Below are 16,496 nucleotides of genomic sequence, written 5' to 3'. Positions count from 1 at the left end.
CGCAACCCGCCATTTCTATGGCGCCCGCGCTTCTTCGCGCTCGGGGGGCCCCGGGGGGGGGGGGGGCGGGCGCGCGCAGCCGCCCCCCCCCCCCCCGCCCCGTGCGCGTACGCGTTCAGCCCGCCGCGGCTATGCGTTCGACCGTCGCCGCGGTCGTCAGCTCGATCTCCCGCCGCCGCCGCCGGGCCAGCGCCACCCGGCGCTCCGCGGCGGTGAGCCCGCCCCACACCCCGTACGGCTCGGGCTGCATCAGCGCGTGCTCCCGGCAGTCCACCATGACCGGGCACCGGGCGCAGACCCGCTTGGCGGCCTCCTCGCGGGCCAGCCGGGCGGCGGTGGGCTCCTTGGAGGGGGCGAAGAAGAGGCCGGCCTCGTCGCTGCGGCAGGCCGCGTCGGAGTGCCAGGGGCCCGCATCGTCCTCCCGGGCGGGGGACCGCTGGGCCGGAACGGCGGCGACCTGCAGGGGCTGATGCGGCGGTTGCAGCACGGTCTACTCCTGACGACGGCTACGGCTTCGCGAGCGAGAGTCGATGCAGCACTCCCTACCCGCTGTGCGTACGCCTATGCACTCAGTGGCGCCGGCGCTCGACGCACCGCAATGCGCCCTGCGGCATTCTGGCTGATTACCGAAGGGCGTCCGCCTCCTCTTATTCAGTGCCCGAGGTGTTTGCGCAGCCGCCGCTGAAGGTCCGCGACGAACTTGCCGCGCTTCGGGCGTGCTTCGACGGTCCCGAACACGGAATAGCCGTTCACCACCACGACCGGCGCTTCCGGGTCCGCCGATTCGAGCGTCCGTACATCGAAGGTGCCGAAAACGCCGGTGCCGTTACCGCGCAGGGAAATGTTCTCCGGCACCCTCACGTCGACGCTGCCGAAGATGGACGTCGCATTGATGACGGTGAGTCGTTGGCCGAAAAGCGCCTCGGTCAGATCGATCTCCACGCTGCCGAAGAGCGCGAAGGCGTTCGTCCGGCCGCCGACCCGCCAGCGGCCCTTGCGGCTCGCGCCGCTGAAGACCGCGACCAGGTTCTCCATCGGCCCCTCGGGGCCCTGGGGGCCGTAGGCGTACGGCTGCTGCTCGCCGGGGCGGGCGGTGGAGGCCGAGGAGGCGGGGAGGTCCCTGATCAGCGGCTGGAGTTCGCCGACGGTCTTGGCCCGGTAGACCAGGTCCACCCGCTCGGCGTGCTCGTCGGCCGTCAGCCGGCCCTCGGCCATCGCCTCGCGCAGGATGTCGGCGATCCGGTCGCGATCGGCGTCGGAGGCGCGGAGGCCGTCGGCCGCCGGGGCTTCGGCGGGCGGCGGGGCGGCCGGGGCGAGGGGCTGCTGGGGCTGCTTCTCTAGGTCCACCGCCCCAGCGTACCCAAACGCGATAGATCGCGACTACCCCGCGACCGGCGCGCCCCGGGCCCCCTCCCCGCCGGATTCCAGGTGAGCGTTACCTCACAGGAATCCTCCGGGGGCGGCGTTCTACCCTGGTGGACGCGCTGCCCGAGGGAGGTCAGCCGCCGTCGCCGAGTGAGGAATGGCCGTCATGGCAGAGTTTGCGTACTCCGATCTGCTCCCCCTGGGGGAGGACACCACGCCGTACCGTCTGGTGACCGCCGAGGGCGTCTCCACCTTCGAGGCCGACGGGCGTACGTTCCTCAAGGTCGAGCCGGAGGCCCTGCGCACGCTGGCCGCCGAGGCGATGCACGACATCTCGCACTACCTGCGCCCGGCCCACCTGGCGCAGCTGCGGCGGATCATCGACGACCCGGAGGCGTCCTCCAACGACAAGTTCGTGGCGCTGGACCTCCTGAAGAACGCGAACATCGCCGCCGCGGGCGTGCTCCCGATGTGCCAGGACACCGGCACGGCGATCGTCATGGGCAAGCGCGGGCAGAACGTGCTGACCGAGGGCGGTGACGAGGAGGCCCTGTCGCACGGGATCTACGACGCGTACACCAAGCTCAACCTGCGCTACTCCCAGATGGCCCCGCTGACCATGTGGGAGGAGAAGAACACCGGCTCCAACCTCCCGGCCCAGATCGAGCTGTACGCCACCGACGGCGGCGCGTACAAGTTCCTCTTCATGGCGAAGGGCGGCGGCTCGGCCAACAAGTCGTTCCTCTACCAGGAGACGAAGGCCGTCCTGAACGAGGCCTCCATGATGAAGTTCCTGGAGGAGAAGATCCGTTCGCTGGGCACCGCGGCCTGCCCGCCGTACCACCTGGCGATCGTGGTCGGCGGCACGTCGGCGGAGTTCGCGCTGAAGACCGCCAAGTACGCCTCCGCGCACTACCTGGACGAGCTGCCCGCCGAGGGCTCCCCCACCGGGCACGGCTTCCGGGACAAGGAGCTGGAGGAGAAGGTCTTCGAGCTGACGCAGAAGATCGGGATCGGCGCGCAGTTCGGCGGCAAGTACTTCTGCCACGACGTGCGCGTGGTGCGCCTGCCCCGGCACGGCGCGTCCCTGCCCGTCGCCATCGCCGTCTCCTGCTCGGCGGACCGCCAGGCCACCGCGAAGATCACCGCCGAGGGCGTCTTCCTGGAGCAGCTGGAGAAGGACCCGGCCCGCTTCCTCCCGGACACCACCGACGAGCACCTGGACGAGGCCGGGGACGTGGTGAAGATCGACCTCAACCGGCCGATGGACGAGGTGCTGGCGGAGCTGACCAAGTACCCGGTGAAGACCCGGCTCTCGCTGACCGGCCCGCTGGTCGTGGCCCGCGACATCGCGCACGCCAAGATCAAGGAGCGGCTGGACGCGGGCGAGGAGATGCCGCAGTACCTGAAGGACCACCCGGTGTACTACGCGGGCCCGGCGAAGACGCCCGAGGGGTACGCCTCCGGCTCCTTCGGCCCGACGACGGCCGGCCGGATGGACTCGTACGTGGAGCAGTTCCAGGCGGCGGGCGGCTCGAAGGTGATGCTCGCCAAGGGCAACCGCAGCAAGCAGGTCACCGACGCCTGCGACGCGCACGGCGGCTTCTACCTCGGCTCGATCGGCGGCCCGGCGGCGCGCCTCGCGCAGGACTGCATCAAGAAGGTCGAGGTCGTCGAGTACGAGGAGTTGGGCATGGAGGCGGTCTGGAGGATCGAGGTCGAGGACTTCCCCGCCTTCATCGTCGTCGATGACAAGGGCAACGACTTCTTCACCGAGCCGGCCCCGGCGCCGACGTTCACCAGCATCCCGGTGCGGGGGCCGGGGCTGGCCTGATCCGTCGCCGCGCCTGCCGCGGGGGCCCGTCCGGACGGACGGGCCCCCGCGGCGCGTCCGGAGCGCCCCGCCCCCGGCCGGTCCCGCGGCGGCCTTTCCCTCCGCGGCGGCCTTGCGGGCCTCTCCCCGGCGTCCTCAGTCGTCCAGCAGGCCCGACGTCGCGACCAGGTAGCCGAGTTGGGCGCGGCTGTTGCTGCCCAGCCGCTCGGAGACCTTGCGCACGTGCTCGGCCACGCTGCGGCGGCTCATGCCGATCCGGCGGGCGATGGCGGCGTCCGTCTCCCCGTTCACGACCGCCCGGAGGATGGCGCGTTGGAGGCCGGAGGTCACCACGGGGGTGCGCAGCGGCGCGCGTTCGGGGCGCACGGGGACCGCGCGCGACCACGCCTCGTCGAAGTGGCGCGCCAGGAAGCGGGCCAGGGACGGATGCCGGACGCGCAGGGCCGTCTGCGGATCGTCGGAGAACGGGATGAAGGCGAGGTCGCGGTCGAAGACGATGAACCGGTCCATGACCTCGGGCAGCGTCCGGACCTCGGCCCCTTCGGCGGTCACCTGCTCGATGTAGGCGAGCGTGGTGCGGTCCGAGCGGACGGTGTGCTGGTAGAGGGTGCGCTGGCGGATGCCGCGCCGCAGGCTGCCCAGGTCGCGCGGGAGGGACTGCTCCAGCACGTGCGCGGGGCGCCCGCCGCCGGGGTGGGCGGTGCGGACCTCAGAGCGGCAGCCGCCGACCCCGGCCTCCAGGGCCTTGCCGATGACGGCCGCGCCGGAGAGCCGGGTCAGGGCGGGGCGTTCCGGGGGGTGCGTCTCGGCGTACAGGCCCTCGAACGCGGCGAGGGTGTTCCGGGCGGAGCGCAGGGTGCGGCGCTGTTCGGCGATCGCCTCCTCGATCGGGGCGAGGGCGGCGAAGGAGGCGGTCTCCGGCGGTACGGGGACGAGGCGGCCGGGCGTCTCCCGGTCGGCCACCACCAGGTGCAGGGACCGCAGGCAGCGCGGGGCGGAGCCGGCCGGGAGGCCGCCCTCCGTCACCGCACGGCGATAGGCCGCGAGCGCCGCCTCGCAGGGTTGTTCCGGTATCGACCGGTCCGAGGGTGATTCACGGCAATCACATACCGGTGAGGGGGAATGATCGTCCTTCACAAGGGTGCAGATTACCTTTGTGCAAACGGGAGCCGCCCGGGCGGCGTCCGTACCCGACGAGTATGTCCGGGTGAGATCGGAAAACGACGGCGCGGACAGGCCGAAGGCGAACGACCCGGGCGACGGCGCCGGGAAGAACCGGGACACGGCGGTCTCCGAGCGCCGTTTCCGATTCCTCGTCGCCGGATACGCGGTGTCTTCCTACGGCACATTCCTCAATATGGTGGCGCTCAATCTGTTCGTCTACGAGACGACGGGCCGGGCGCTGGCCATGGGGTTGTTCATGGCGGTGCGGCTGGCCTCCGGATTCGTCGCCGGCCTGGTCGTGGGCGGACTTCTCACCCGATTCAGCGCGAAAAGCGTGATGCTGTGGGCGAATGTCGGCCAGGGCGCCGTGATGCTGCTGCTCGTCCTGGCGCCGGACGGCCTGCTGACCGGGGCGCTGACGGCGGTCTCGGTGGTGATCGGGGCGTGCGGGACGCTGTTCATGGTGGCGCTGCGCAGCTCGATCCCGGAGATGGTCGGGGAGGACCGCCGGGCGTGGGCCAACTCGCTGTCGATCACCGGTCGTTCGCTGGCCATGGTGGCGGGGTTCGCCTCGGCGGGCGCGGTGGTCACCCTCGTCGGGTACACGGCCGCCTTCCTGGTCGACATGGCGACCTTCGCGGTCTGCGCGGCGACGGTGGCGCTGCTGCCGATCGCGGGCGGCAAGGGCACGGGCGGCACGGGCGGAGAGAAGGCCGGGGCCGGGAAGGAGGCCGGGAGGGCCGAGGGCGGGAGCCGGTGGCGGCCGACCGCCTTCCTGGCGCTCGCCGCCGCCCCCGGTCTCGGTCTGATGGTGGCGCTGCGCGGGGTCGACGCGTTCGGCTCCTCGTCCCACAACGCGGCCCTGCCGATCCACTCGGTCTCGCTGGACGCGTCGAACCCGGCCGTGTTCGTCAGCGCGTTCTGGTGTGTGTGGGCGCTCGGCAACATCGGGGCCCAGCAGGTGGTCCAGCGGTACGCGCAGCGCACCGGACGCACGGTGGGGGCGCTGGGTTTCGGCTACGGCACGGTGGTGATGTCGGCCGCGTTCATCGCGGCGTTCGCCGGGTTCCCGCTCGCCGTCACGGCGGTGATCGCGCTGGTCGCGGGGGCCGCGGACGGCCTCACGGAGGTCTCGTACACCTCGCACCTGCAGACACTTCCGGCCACTTTGCGCGGACATGCCTTCGGGCTGTCGGCCACCTTGGAGAATCTCGGTTTCGGTGTCGGCATGATCCTCGTGGCGGCGGCCCTCGACCGGTTCTCCCCGCCGGTGGTGGTGGGCTGGTCCCATGGCGCCGCCATCGTCGTCGCCGTGGTGTTCCTGCTGAGGGTGGCGGGGCTGCGGCGGGCGGAACGGGCGGGGCTGCGAAAGGAAGAGGCCGTTGAGGGACGACCGGATCGCGGTGATCGGGACGGCGTTGAGGTTACCGGGGGCTGACACCCCGGAGGCGTACTGGCGTGACGTCCGGGCGGGGGTCAGCCGGGTGCGCCGGTTCACCCGGGCCGGGTTCGCGGCGGCGGGGGTGCCCGCGGAGCGGTACGAGCGGCCCGGGTTCTCCGGGGCGAGCGCGCCCCTGGCGGAGGTGGACGGGTTCGACGCCGGCTTCTTCGGGATGAGCGGGCGGGAGGCCGAACTCACCGATCCGCAGCACCGGTTGTTCCTGGAGTGCTGCTTCCACGCCCTGGAGGACGCCGGGTACGCGGGCGTGAGCGGTGGGGCGGACCCGGTACGGCAGGCGTACGGGGACGGGCACGAGGACGGCGGCCCGGTACGGGAGGGGGCGGCGGGCGGTGCGCGCGGCTCCGTACGGATCGGGGTGTACGGCAGCTCCGGCTACCGCCTGTACTCGCTGCACAGCTATCTGGCGGAGAACCTGGCGGCGGAGGCCGCGTCGGACGACTGGATGACCGCCAAGCAGGTCCAGGTCGGCACCTATCCGGACTTCCTCGCCACCCGGGCGGCCTTCCGCCTCGGTCTGACCGGGCCCGCGCTCACCGTGTCCACGGCCTGTTCCAGCTCCCTGGTCTCGGTGCACCTGGCCTGCCAGGCGCTGCGCGCCGGGGACGCGGAGCTGATGCTGGTGGGCTCGGCCGCGCTGCACCTCCCGCAGGTCAGCGGCCAGGTGCCGGTGAAGGGCTCCACCCTCTCCCCCACGGGCGCCGTCCGGGCCTTCGACGCGGAGGCGGACGGCACGGTCGGGGGCAACGGGGCCGTCGCCGTCCTCCTCAAGCCGCTGGCACGGGCGCTGGAGGACGGCGACACCGTGCACGCGGTGATCCTGGGCTCGGCGGTCACCAACGACGGTGCGGACAAGGGCGGCGGCACGGGCGGGGGGACGGGCGGCGGCCCCCGCCCCCGTACGGGCCGCGGCGGATTCGCCGCGCCCGGGGTCGCCGGGCAGCGGGACGCGGTGCTCGGGGCGTTGCGCGCGGCGGGCGTGGACGCCGCGTCGATCGGCTATGTGGAGGCGCACGGCACGGGCACGCCGAAGGGCGACCCGATCGAGTTCGCCGCCCTGACCGAGGCATTCCGCGCCCACACCGACCGGACCGGGTTCTGTGCGCTCGGCTCCACGAAACCGGCCATCGGCCACCTGGACAGCGCGGCGGGGCTCGCCGGGCTGGTCAAGGCCGTCGAGGTGCTGCGCCACGGCGTCGTCCCCCCGCTGGTGAACTTCGCCCGCCCCAACCCGGCGCTGGCGGTGGACGACAGCCCGTTCCTGCTGCCGACGCGGGAGGGGCCGTGGCCGCTGCCGGGGGTGCGGCGCGCCGGTGTGCACGCGATCGGCATGGGCGGTACCAACGCTCATGTGATCCTGGAACAGGCTCCGGAAGCCGTACCCGCGGCGCCCGCCCCGCACTCGGCGGCCCCCGTGCCCGCCCTGCTGCCGCTCTCGGCCGCCGACGGCGACGCGTTGCGGGCGTACGCCGGTGCGCTGCGGGACCATCTGGCGGGCGACGCGCCCCCGGCCCCCGCCGACCTGGTGACCACCACCGCGCTCGGGCGCCGGCTCCTGCCGCACCGGCTGGTGGTGACGGCCGCGGACCCGGTCGCCGGACTCGACGCGTTCCTGTCCGGGGCTCCGGCGGGCGAGGCGTACACGACCGGGTTGGTGGACGGCGTCCGGCAGCCGGTGTTCCTGTTCAGCGGACAGGGCGGCGGGCGTCCGGGCATGGGCGCCGAACTCGCCGCGCGCTTCCCGGTGGTGGCCGAGGTGCTGGAGGAGTGCGCCCGGGTGTACGCCGAGGAGACCGGCCGGGGCGGCTTCCTGGATCGGATCGTCGGCGGGCGGGGCCCCGGGCGGTGGGACACCGCCTTCGCGCAGCCGGCCCTCTTCGCCCTCCAGCTCGCCCAGGCCCGGCTGTGGGAGCGGCTCGGGGTCGTCCCGGCCCGGGTCGCCGGGCACAGTGTCGGCGCGTACGCGGCGCTCTGCGTGGCCGGGGCGCTGGAGAGCGAGGACGCGATGCGGCTGGTGTGCGGGCGCGGGCGGCTGATGGAGGAGCGGGCCGCCCCGGGGGCGATGGTCTCCGCGTTCGTCCCCCGCGACCGGGTGCGGGAGCTGCTGGCCGCCGTACCGGGGCTGGAACTGGCCGTGGTCAACGGGGCGGCGCACCACGTGCTGGGTGGCCCCGCCGGGGCGGTGGACGCGGCGCTGGCGCTGTTGGCGGCCCGGGGCGAGGCCCACGAGGTGCTGGCGGTGGACCGGGCGTTCCACACGGCGCTGCTCGACCCGGCGCTGGAGGAGTTCCGGGCGCTGGCCGGCGAGGTGGGGCTCCGGCCGCTGCACACCGGGTTCGTCGACGGCATCGACGGCACGGACCGGCCCGCCGGGTGGCGGCCGGACGCCGCGTACCTGGTCGCGCAGGCCCGCCGCACGGCCGATTTCGCCGCCGTCCTGGAGCGGCTGGGCGAAGGTCCCCGGGGCGACGGCCCGTTGCTGGTGGAGCTGGGGCCGTCCGCCGTGCTGACGGGGATGGTCCGCCGGTCGCTGCCGGGCGCGGTCTGCGTACCGACCCGGGACGGGGAGCGGGCGGTGGCCGCGCTGCACTGCGCCGGGGCGCCGGTGGACTGGGCGGCGCTGCTCGACGGCTGCGGCGGCCGGCGCGTCCGGCTGCCCACCTACCCCTTCCAGCGCCGCTCGCACTGGAGGGGCCCGGCCCCGTACACCCCGGTCCCGGACCCGCCCGCCGCGCCGCACGTACCGCTCACGCCGGCCGATCCGGCCGCGCCGCCCGCTCCGCCGCCGGATGCGGCCGCTCGCGGCACCGCCCGCCCATCCCCGCACTCCCCGGAGGACCGCATGACCGAACAGGCCGTACTGGACAGGGTGCTGGAGCTGACCGCGCGCCATCTCGGCCACCGGCCCGAGGAGGTCGCGGCCGACCGCACGTTCGTCGGGCTCGGCGCGGACTCGCTCCAGCTCATCGGGATGGTGCGGCAGCTGGAGGCGGAGTTCGGCACGGAGATCGGCATCCGGGAGGTGCTGGAGGAGGCGGGCACCCCCCGGCTGACGGCCGCGCTGATAGCGGGGCGGGCGGCCCCCGCGACGACGGGGGCCGCCGGTCCCTCCCCCGCAGCCGGGGGGCCGGGTGCGGAGGCGCCGACCGCCGACGCACCCGCCGCCGACGCCCGGGTCCTCGCCCCACCCGGCACGGGGACCACGGCCCCCCGCCCCGGTGCGGAGCCCGCCGCCCCCGGTGCGCCCGTCCACGTCATCCCGGCCGAGGCCGCCGCCCCGGCCGAGGTCGCCACCCGGGCCGAGGTCGCCGCGCTGTCCGAGCAGATACGCCGACTGGCCGAGACGCAGGCCGCGATGATCACCCAGCTCTCCGAGGCCGTCGCGCTGCTGACCGCCCGCGCCGGGTCGGACGACCGGTGAGCGCGGGAGTCCCCGCGGCCCCCGGTTCCGCCGCCGAGGCGGTGGCCCGGGCCGTCGAGCTGTCGCAGGCGCTCACCGCCCGGCTCGCGCAAGCGCGGGCGGAAGTGGAAGCGGAAGCCGCGGAAGGGCGGGCGGAAGCGGAGGCGGCGGAAGCACGAGCGCGGGCAGCGGCAGCGGGGGACCACGCCGTGCGGCCGACCGTCCCGACCCTTCCGGCCGGTCATGCCGGGGAGGCGCCGGCCGCCGCCGAGGAGGCCGGTCACGGACCCCGGCTCGTCGTGGACGCGGCGGGCGGGATGGCGGGAGCGGGGGCCGACGCCGCCCAGCGGGCCCACACCGCGTCCCTGATCCGGCGGTTCACCGAGCGCACCCGTACCTCCAAGGAGCTGGCCCAGCGGCACCGTTCGGTGTTGGCCGACAGCCGGGCCGTCGTGGGGTTCCGGAACGCCACCAAGGAGATGCTCTACCCCATCGCCGCCCGCTCGGCCCGCGGCTCCCGGCTCACCGACGTGGACGGCAACGTCTACACCGACATCACCATGGGGTTCGGCGCGCTGCTCCTCGGCCACGAGGCGGAGCCGGTCACCGAGGCCGTACGCCGCCACCTCGGCGACGGGCTGCGCTTCGGTCCCCGGTCCCCCGACGCCGGGGAGGCCGCCGTCCTGCTCGCCGGGCTGACCGGCATGGAGCGGGTGGCCTTCGCCTCGTCCGGCACGGAGGCGAACTCGGCGGCGATCCGGCTGGCCCGCGCCGCGACCGGGCGCGACAAGGTCGTCATGTTCCGGGGCTCGTACCACGGCCACATCGACTCCGTCCTCGGCCGCCCTGGCGGCTCCGGGCAGCACGCCGTGCCCGTGTCGCGGGGCATTCCGGCCAGCGCGGTGGCGGAGCTGATCGTGCTGGAGTACGGGGAGCAGGAGTCCCTGGAGACGATCGACGCCCTCGGGGACACGGTCGCGGCCGTGCTCGTCGAGCCGGTGCAGTGCCGCAACCCCGGCCTGCGACCGGTGGAGTTCGTCCGGGCGCTGCGTGAACTCACCGCGCGCCGCGGCATCGTGCTGCTCTTCGACGAGATGCTGACCGGTCTGCGGCCCCACCCGCGGGGCGCGCAGGACCACTTCGGGGTGGTGCCGGACCTCGCCACGTACGGCAAGGCGCTCGGGGCGGGGTTCCCGATCGGCGCGGTGGCGGGCCGGGCGGACCTCCTCGACGGGGTGGACGGCGGGTTCTGGCGGTACGGCGAGCCGGGCGGGCCCTCGCGGGAGACCACCTTCATCGGCGGGACGTACATGCAGCACCCGCTGTCGATGGCGGCGGCCCGCGCGGTCCTCACCCACCTCACCGAGCGGGGCCCGGGGCTCCAGAGCGGCCTGAACGCCCGCACCCAGGCGCTCGCGGACCGGCTCAACGCCTTCTTCCGCGAGGAGGAGTTCCCGCTGGAGCTGGCGCACTTCGGTTCGATGTTCCGCTTCAAGCACCGCGCCGACCTGGAGCTGCTCTACCACCACCTCCAACTGCGCGGTGTGCACGTATGGGAGTGGCGCAGCTTCTACCTCTCCACCGCCCACACCGAGGAGGACGTGCACCGGGTCGCGGAGGCGGTGGAGGGGTCGCTGCGCGAGCTGCGCGAGGGCGGCTTCTTCCCCCGGCCCGCCCGTTCGCCCGCCGTGCGCCGGTCCGGGGTCCCGCGCCCCGCGCCCGGCTTCGGCGTCTACTTCTTCGGCGACTACCCGCAGAGCCAGGAGGCCGGGACGCACGACGGGACCGGTACGCCGGAGGCGTACGAGACCGTCCTGGAGACCGCGTGCTTCGCCGACGAGCGCGGTTTCTCCTCCGTCTGGCTCCCCGAGCGGCACTTCGACTCCTTCGGCGGGCTCTTCCCCAACCCCGCCGTGCTCGCCGCCGCCGTGGCCCGGGAGACCGGACGCATCCGGATCAACGCGGGCTCGGTCGTCCTGCCGCTGCACGATCCGGTGCGCGTCGCGGAGGAGTGGTCGGTGGTCGACAACCTCTCCGGCGGCCGGGTCGGCATCGGTTGCGCCACCGGCTGGCACGCCCGGGACTTCGCCCTGCACCCGGACCGGTTCGCGGACCGGCGGCGGATCGCCTTCGACCACCTCGACGAGGTGCGCCGGCTGTGGCGCGGCGAGGCGGTGCGACGGCGCACGGGCGAGGGCGCGGAGGCGGAGATCCGGGTCCGGCCGCGCCCGGTGCAGGAGGAGCCTCCGCTCTTCCTGGCCACCTCCGGCCGGCGGGGCTCGTACGAGGAGGCGGCCCGGCACGGGCTCGGGGTCGTCACCCACCTGATGGGCCAGAGCGTGGAGGAGCTGGCCGCGAACATCGCGCACTACCGGCGTACGCGGGCGGAGTGCGGGTTCGACCCGGCGGCCGGGCGGGTGACGGTGCTGGTGCACACGTACCTGGCCGACGACCACGCCACCGCCCGGGCGGACGCCCTGGAGCCGATGGTGCGGTATCTGCGGTCCTCGCTGCTGATGCGCTCGGCGGCGACGGCCGCGGGGCAGCGGCGCGAGGACGTGGCGGCGGCGGACGAGGAGGACCTGGACTACCTGTTCCGCCGGGCCTACGACCGCTACTGCGACCGGCGGGCGCTGATCGGCACGCCCGCGACTGTCGCCCCCCTCGTCGACGCGCTGCACGGGGCGGGGGTGGACGAGATCGCCGCCCTGGTCGACTTCGGAATGGACCGGGTGCGGCTGCGGTCGGGGCTGGAACACCTGGACGCCCTGCGCCGCCGGAGCCGGGAGCGGCACGCCCCGGCCCGGGACGAGCGGGAGCACGGGCCCCGGGGCCGGGAGACCGTCGCGCCCGCCACCCCCGCCCAGCGCCGGCTCTGGCTGGCCGCGCAGCTGCTGGAGAACCCGGCGGCGTACAACGAGACACAGGCCGTACGGCTGCGCGGGCCGTTGGACGTGGACGCGCTGCGGGCGGCGGTGGACGGGCTGGTCGAGCGGCACGCGGGGCTCCGGACGGTGTTCCGGGGCGACGGGCGGGCCGGCGTCGTCCAGGTCGTCCGCGCGGGGGCGCGCGCCCCGTTGGCGGTGTCCGACGCCCGGGGGCAGGACCCGGACGGGGCGATCGCCGCGCTGCTCTCGCAGGAGAGCGGACGGGCCTACGACCTGGCCGGGGGGCCGCTGTTCACGCCCCGGCTGCTGCGGCTCGCCGACGACGACCACGTCCTGGTCCTCGGCATGCACCACATCATCACGGACGCGCACTCGGCCGCGCTGATCGCCGAAGACCTCGGGGAGCTGTACGCGGCGGCCCGCGCCGGACGCCCGCCGCTCTTCGCGCGGCCCGCCGGGACGACCGTCGGCGCCCCGGAGCCCTCCCACGACCCGGCGGACCTGGTCTGGTGGCGGGAGCTGCTGGGCGAGAAGCCGCCGGTGCTGGCCCTGCCCACGGACCGGCCGCGCGGCCGCCGGGTGGCGGGGCGCGGCGGGGCGGTGGCCCGGACCGTGGACCGGACGACGGCGGACCGGCTGCGGGAGTGGAGCGGGCGGCAGGGGGTGACGCTGTTCGCCACGCTGTGCACGGCCTGGCACCGGGTGCTGCGGCGGCGGTCGGGGCAGGACGCGTTCCTGCTGGGCACGACGTTCGGGCGGCGCCGGCCGGAGACGGCGGACGCGGTGGGCTTCCACGTGGCGCTGCTGCCGCTGTCGCTGTCCACGACCGACGCCACGCCCCTGCCGGATGCCGTACGGGCGACGGGGCGGGCGCTGTTCGCGGCGGACGAGCACAGCGGGGTGGACCTGGACGCGCTGCTGGCCGCCGTCCACCCCGATCCGGGGAATCCGCGCCCGCTGATGCCCGTATCGATCGATCTGGACCGTGCGGCGCTGGCCGGAACCGTCTGGCCGGAGCTGCGTGCGGAGGCGGTGCCGGCCGGGACGGAGTCGGCTCCCCTGGAGTTGGCGCTGATGGTCACCCGGGCCCCGGAGGGGAGTCTGCGGCTGCGGCTGCGCTACGACGCCGACCTGTTCGACGCGGGGACGGCGGACGCGTACCTCGCCGAGCTGGCAGGACAGTTGGACGCCTTCACCGCCGACGCGCCGGACGGTGGGCCCGTCCCGCGGTCCGAGCCCGCACCGCGGTCCGAGCCCGCACCGCGCCGGGGGGCCGGGCCCGGGGCGGCCGCTCTCCTCCGCGAGATCTGGGAGTCCGTCCTCGGTCTGCGCGGCTTCCCCGACGACGCCGACTTCTTCGACCTGGGCGGCAATTCGATCGCCGCGATCCGGCTGGTGAACCGGGTGCGCGACACCCTCGGCACCGCCTATCCGATGGCGGACTTCTTCGCGGAGGCCACGCTCCGGGCCATGACCGCGCAACTGGCGGGCGAAGCGCCCCCGGCGGAGGAGCCCGGCCCCGCCGTCGTCGACCGCGCCCCCGTCAGCGACCAGCAGGCCCGGATGATCGCGGGGCACCACGCCGTCCCCGACCCGGCCGTGTGGAACATACCGACGCGGATCACGTTCACCGGGCCGCTGGACCCGGAGGCCCTGCGGTCCGCCCTGTCCGAGGTGATCGCCCGGCACGACGCGCTGCGCACCCGGTTCGTCCCGGAGGGCGGGCCGGAGGACGGGCCGGACGGGCCGGACGGGCCGTGGCGGCAGGAGGTGGTGGCGGCCGGGCCGGTGGCGCTGCCGGTGGAGGAGCTGACGGGGCTGCCGGCTTCCGAGCGGCGCCCCCGGGCGGACGCCCTGTGCCGGGCGGACGCGGCGGCCCCCTTCGACCTGGGGCGGCCCCTGCTGCCCCGGCTGCGGCTGCTGCGGGTCGAGGAGGACCGCTGGGAGCTGATGTTCGTCCTGCACCACGTCTGCGCGGACGGCTGGTCGCTGTCCCTGCTGCTCGCGGAGATCGCGGCGTTGTACACGGCCGCCGCGGCGGGCGTCCCGCACGGTCTGCCCGCCCCGGCGATGCAGGCTCCGGGGTACGCCCGGTGGCAGCGGGAGCAGTACGACCCGGGCGCCGAGGCGGAGCGGGCCGCGTTCTGCGCCCGCTACCTGGACGGCGTGCCGTCCGCCGTCCCCGTCCCCACCGACCGGCCGCGCCCGCAGAGGCTGAGCGGACGCGGGGACACCGTGCGCGGGGTCGCGCCGGGCGCGGTCCGGGCGGCGGTGGAGGAGCTGGCCGCCGCCCGGGGCACCACGCCGTTCGCCGTCGCGGCGGCGGCCCTCGGAGTGTTCCTGACCCGGCTCTCCGGGGAACCGGACACCTTGCTGAGCGTGCCGTACGCCCACCGCGAAGGCACCGCGTCGGAGTCGCTCGTGGGGATGACGTCCACCGCGGTGATGGTCCGCGTACGACTGGATTCAGCCAATCTTGAGGAGAGCTGCGCGGAGTTCGCGGCCCGCACGGGCGCGGGCGCGCTCGGCGCCATGGCCCATGTGCTGCCCACCGCGCGCATCATGCGGGCGATGCGGGACGCGGGTGCTGTCGGCGTCCCCGACCGGGTGCCGCACGTCCTGGCGTTCCAGAACTCCGTCGACACCGACATCGAGATCCCCGGTCTCCGGGTCGAGGTGGCCGATCTGGCACCGCCGCTTTCCCGCAGCGAGCTGTGTTTCGGGCTTGCGCCGCGCCGAGACCCCGCGAAGGGTTATCGGACGTTCCTGGAATTCTCCACCGACCTGTGGGACCACGCGACCGCCCACGACCTGCTCGCCTCGTACACCGATCTGCTCGCGGAGTTCTGCGCCCGGCCCGACCGGCCGGTGCGGGAGCTCCTCGGGGAACCCCCTGCCGCGGGGCCCTCGGACCACGGCTCCGGCGGCTTCCCGGCGGACGCCGCCGGGTCCGGCCGTCCCGGTGTGCCGCCGCCCTCCCGGGCCCGGGCGGACCCACCCGCCCCGACCCTGCCGCACCCACCCTCCCAGCCCCTGTCGAACACCGGAAAGGCGGACGCCGTATGACTCCGGCCCCCCACCGCAGCCACACCGACGACCTGCTCGCCTTCATCGCCGCCAGCCCGTCCCCGTACCACGTGGTGGCCAGTGCGGCCCAGCGCCTGGAGAAGGCCGGGTTCCGCGAACTGCGCGGCACGGACGACTGGACGGGGGCGACGGGCGGCTGCTTCGTCAGCCGCGCCGGTGCGCTGATCGCCTGGTACGTCCCCGAGGGGGCGCCCGCCCACACCCCGTTCCGGATCGTCGGCACCCACACCGACTCCCCGAACCTGCGGGTCAAACCCGCACCGGACACCGGGAGCGCGGGCTGGCGGCAGATCGGCGTGGAGATCTACGGCGGGGTTCCGCTGAACACCTGGCTCGACCGGGACCTCGGCATCTCCGGCCGGCTCGCCCTGCGCGGCCCCGGCGGCGTCCCGCGCGGCCGTCTGGTCCAGCTCGACGAACCCCTGTTGCGCGTACCCCAGTTGGCGATCCACCTGGACCGTTCGGTGAACGAGGGCGTGGCCCTGGACCGGCAGCGGCACATCGCGCCGATCTGGGCGCTGGGCGAGCCGCGCGAGGGCGAGCTGCTGCGCCGGGTCGCGTCGGCCGCCGGGGAGGACCCGGCGGACGTGCTGGCCTGGGACCTGATGCTGCACGACGTGCAGCCGCCCGGATACCTGGGCGTGGACCGGGAGTTCGTGGTGGCGTCCCGGCTGGACAACCAGGTCTCGGTGCACGCCGGGGTGACGGCGCTGGTGGAGGCGGCCACGGGGGCCGCGCGGCCCTCCTTCGTACCGGTGCTGGCGGCCTTCGACCACGAGGAGGTCGGCAGCGGTTCCGAGACGGGTGCGCAGAGCCCGCTGCTGGAGCGGGTCCTGTCGCGGTCCGTGGCGGCGCGCGGCGGCGGCGAGGAGGACTGGTCGCGAGCCCTGGCGGGCGCGTTCTGCGTCTCCGCCGACATGGCGCACGCGGTGCACCCCAACTACGCGGAGCGGCACGACCCCGACCACCGCCCCCTCCCCAACGGCGGCCCGACGATCAAGGTGAACGTCAACCAGCGGTACGCCACCGACTCCACCGGCATCGCGGTGTTCACGGCGGCGGCGGAGCGGGCCGGCGCCCCCTGGCAGCCGTTCGTCTCCAACAACGCGATGCCCTGCGGCACCTCGATCGGCCCGCTCACGGCGGCCCGCCTCGGCGTGACCACGGTGGACGTCGGGGTGCCGGGGCTGTCGATGCACTCGGCGCGCGAGATGTGCGGGGTGCGCGACCCGGGCCACCTCGCCGCGATCCTCACCACGATCATGGTGGGGGAATGACCAGGGGACCGGAGGGCGGCCG

General features: G+C 75.0%; 8 protein-coding genes. 5 read left to right on the top strand and 3 right to left on the bottom strand.

Annotated elements, in window-relative coordinates:
• Positions 1-115 precede the first annotated feature (115 nt).
• Entirely contained in the window at positions 116-487 is a 372-nt protein-coding gene (locus ACH4K1_RS03775; protein ID WP_398086218.1) for a WhiB family transcriptional regulator, read from the bottom strand.
• Positions 488-651: 164 nt separating this feature from the next.
• A complete protein-coding gene (locus ACH4K1_RS03770; protein ID WP_398086216.1) occupies positions 652-1,347 on the bottom strand; it encodes a DUF1707 domain-containing protein in 696 nt (231 codons plus the stop codon).
• Positions 1,348-1,531: 184 nt separating this feature from the next.
• On the opposite strand from ACH4K1_RS03770, the gene ACH4K1_RS03765 reads away from it, so the two are divergent.
• Positions 1,532-3,199 carry a fumarate hydratase gene (locus tag ACH4K1_RS03765; protein WP_398086213.1) on the top strand — a complete coding sequence of 556 codons (1,668 nt, stop codon included), beginning with the start codon at positions 1,532-1,534 and terminating at the stop codon, positions 3,197-3,199.
• Positions 3,200-3,334: 135 nt separating this feature from the next.
• On the opposite strand, the gene ACH4K1_RS03760 is transcribed toward ACH4K1_RS03765, so the two are convergent.
• Positions 3,335-4,336 carry a LuxR C-terminal-related transcriptional regulator gene (locus ACH4K1_RS03760; protein WP_398086211.1) on the bottom strand — a complete coding sequence of 334 codons (1,002 nt, stop codon included), beginning with the start codon at positions 4,334-4,336 and terminating at the stop codon, positions 3,335-3,337.
• 70 nt (positions 4,337-4,406) lie between these two features.
• Between ACH4K1_RS03760 and ACH4K1_RS03755 the strand changes: the two genes are divergently transcribed.
• From ACH4K1_RS03755 to ACH4K1_RS03740, 4 genes are read left to right on the top strand one after another with little or no spacing between them, the layout of a single operon-like run.
• Positions 4,407-5,801, top strand: a complete 1,395-nt coding sequence (locus ACH4K1_RS03755; protein ID WP_398086208.1) for an MFS transporter — start codon at positions 4,407-4,409, stop codon at positions 5,799-5,801.
• Positions 5,746-9,243: a type I polyketide synthase gene (locus ACH4K1_RS03750; RefSeq protein ID WP_398086206.1), complete on the top strand. Its 3,498-nt coding sequence runs from the start codon at positions 5,746-5,748 to the stop codon at positions 9,241-9,243. The genes ACH4K1_RS03755 and ACH4K1_RS03750 overlap by 56 nt, the downstream gene beginning before the upstream one ends.
• On the top strand, positions 9,240-15,176 hold the full coding sequence (locus tag ACH4K1_RS03745) for a MupA/Atu3671 family FMN-dependent luciferase-like monooxygenase (protein ID WP_398086203.1): 5,937 nt from the start codon (positions 9,240-9,242) through the stop codon (positions 15,174-15,176). Before ACH4K1_RS03750 ends, ACH4K1_RS03745 begins: the two co-directional genes overlap by 4 nt.
• Positions 15,173-16,474 carry a M18 family aminopeptidase gene (locus ACH4K1_RS03740; RefSeq protein ID WP_228990430.1) on the top strand — a complete coding sequence of 434 codons (1,302 nt, stop codon included), beginning with the start codon at positions 15,173-15,175 and terminating at the stop codon, positions 16,472-16,474. The genes ACH4K1_RS03745 and ACH4K1_RS03740 overlap by 4 nt, the downstream gene beginning before the upstream one ends.
• The last annotated feature ends 22 nt before the right edge of the window (positions 16,475-16,496 follow it).

The sequence above is a fragment of the Streptomyces sp. NPDC017448 genome, from assembly GCF_044330565.1.
Lineage (GTDB): Bacteria > Actinomycetota > Actinomycetes > Streptomycetales > Streptomycetaceae > Streptomyces.
This window is presented reverse-complemented; position numbering and strand designations above follow the sequence as displayed.

Excerpts from the sequence above, each read along its gene's own strand:
- ACH4K1_RS03740 (WP_228990430.1), top strand. The coding sequence starts at position 15,173 with ATGACTCCGGCCCCCCACCGCAGCCACACCGACGACCTGCTCGCCTTC.
- ACH4K1_RS03765 (WP_398086213.1), top strand. The coding sequence starts at position 1,532 with ATGGCAGAGTTTGCGTACTCCGATCTGCTCCCCCTGGGGGAGGACACC.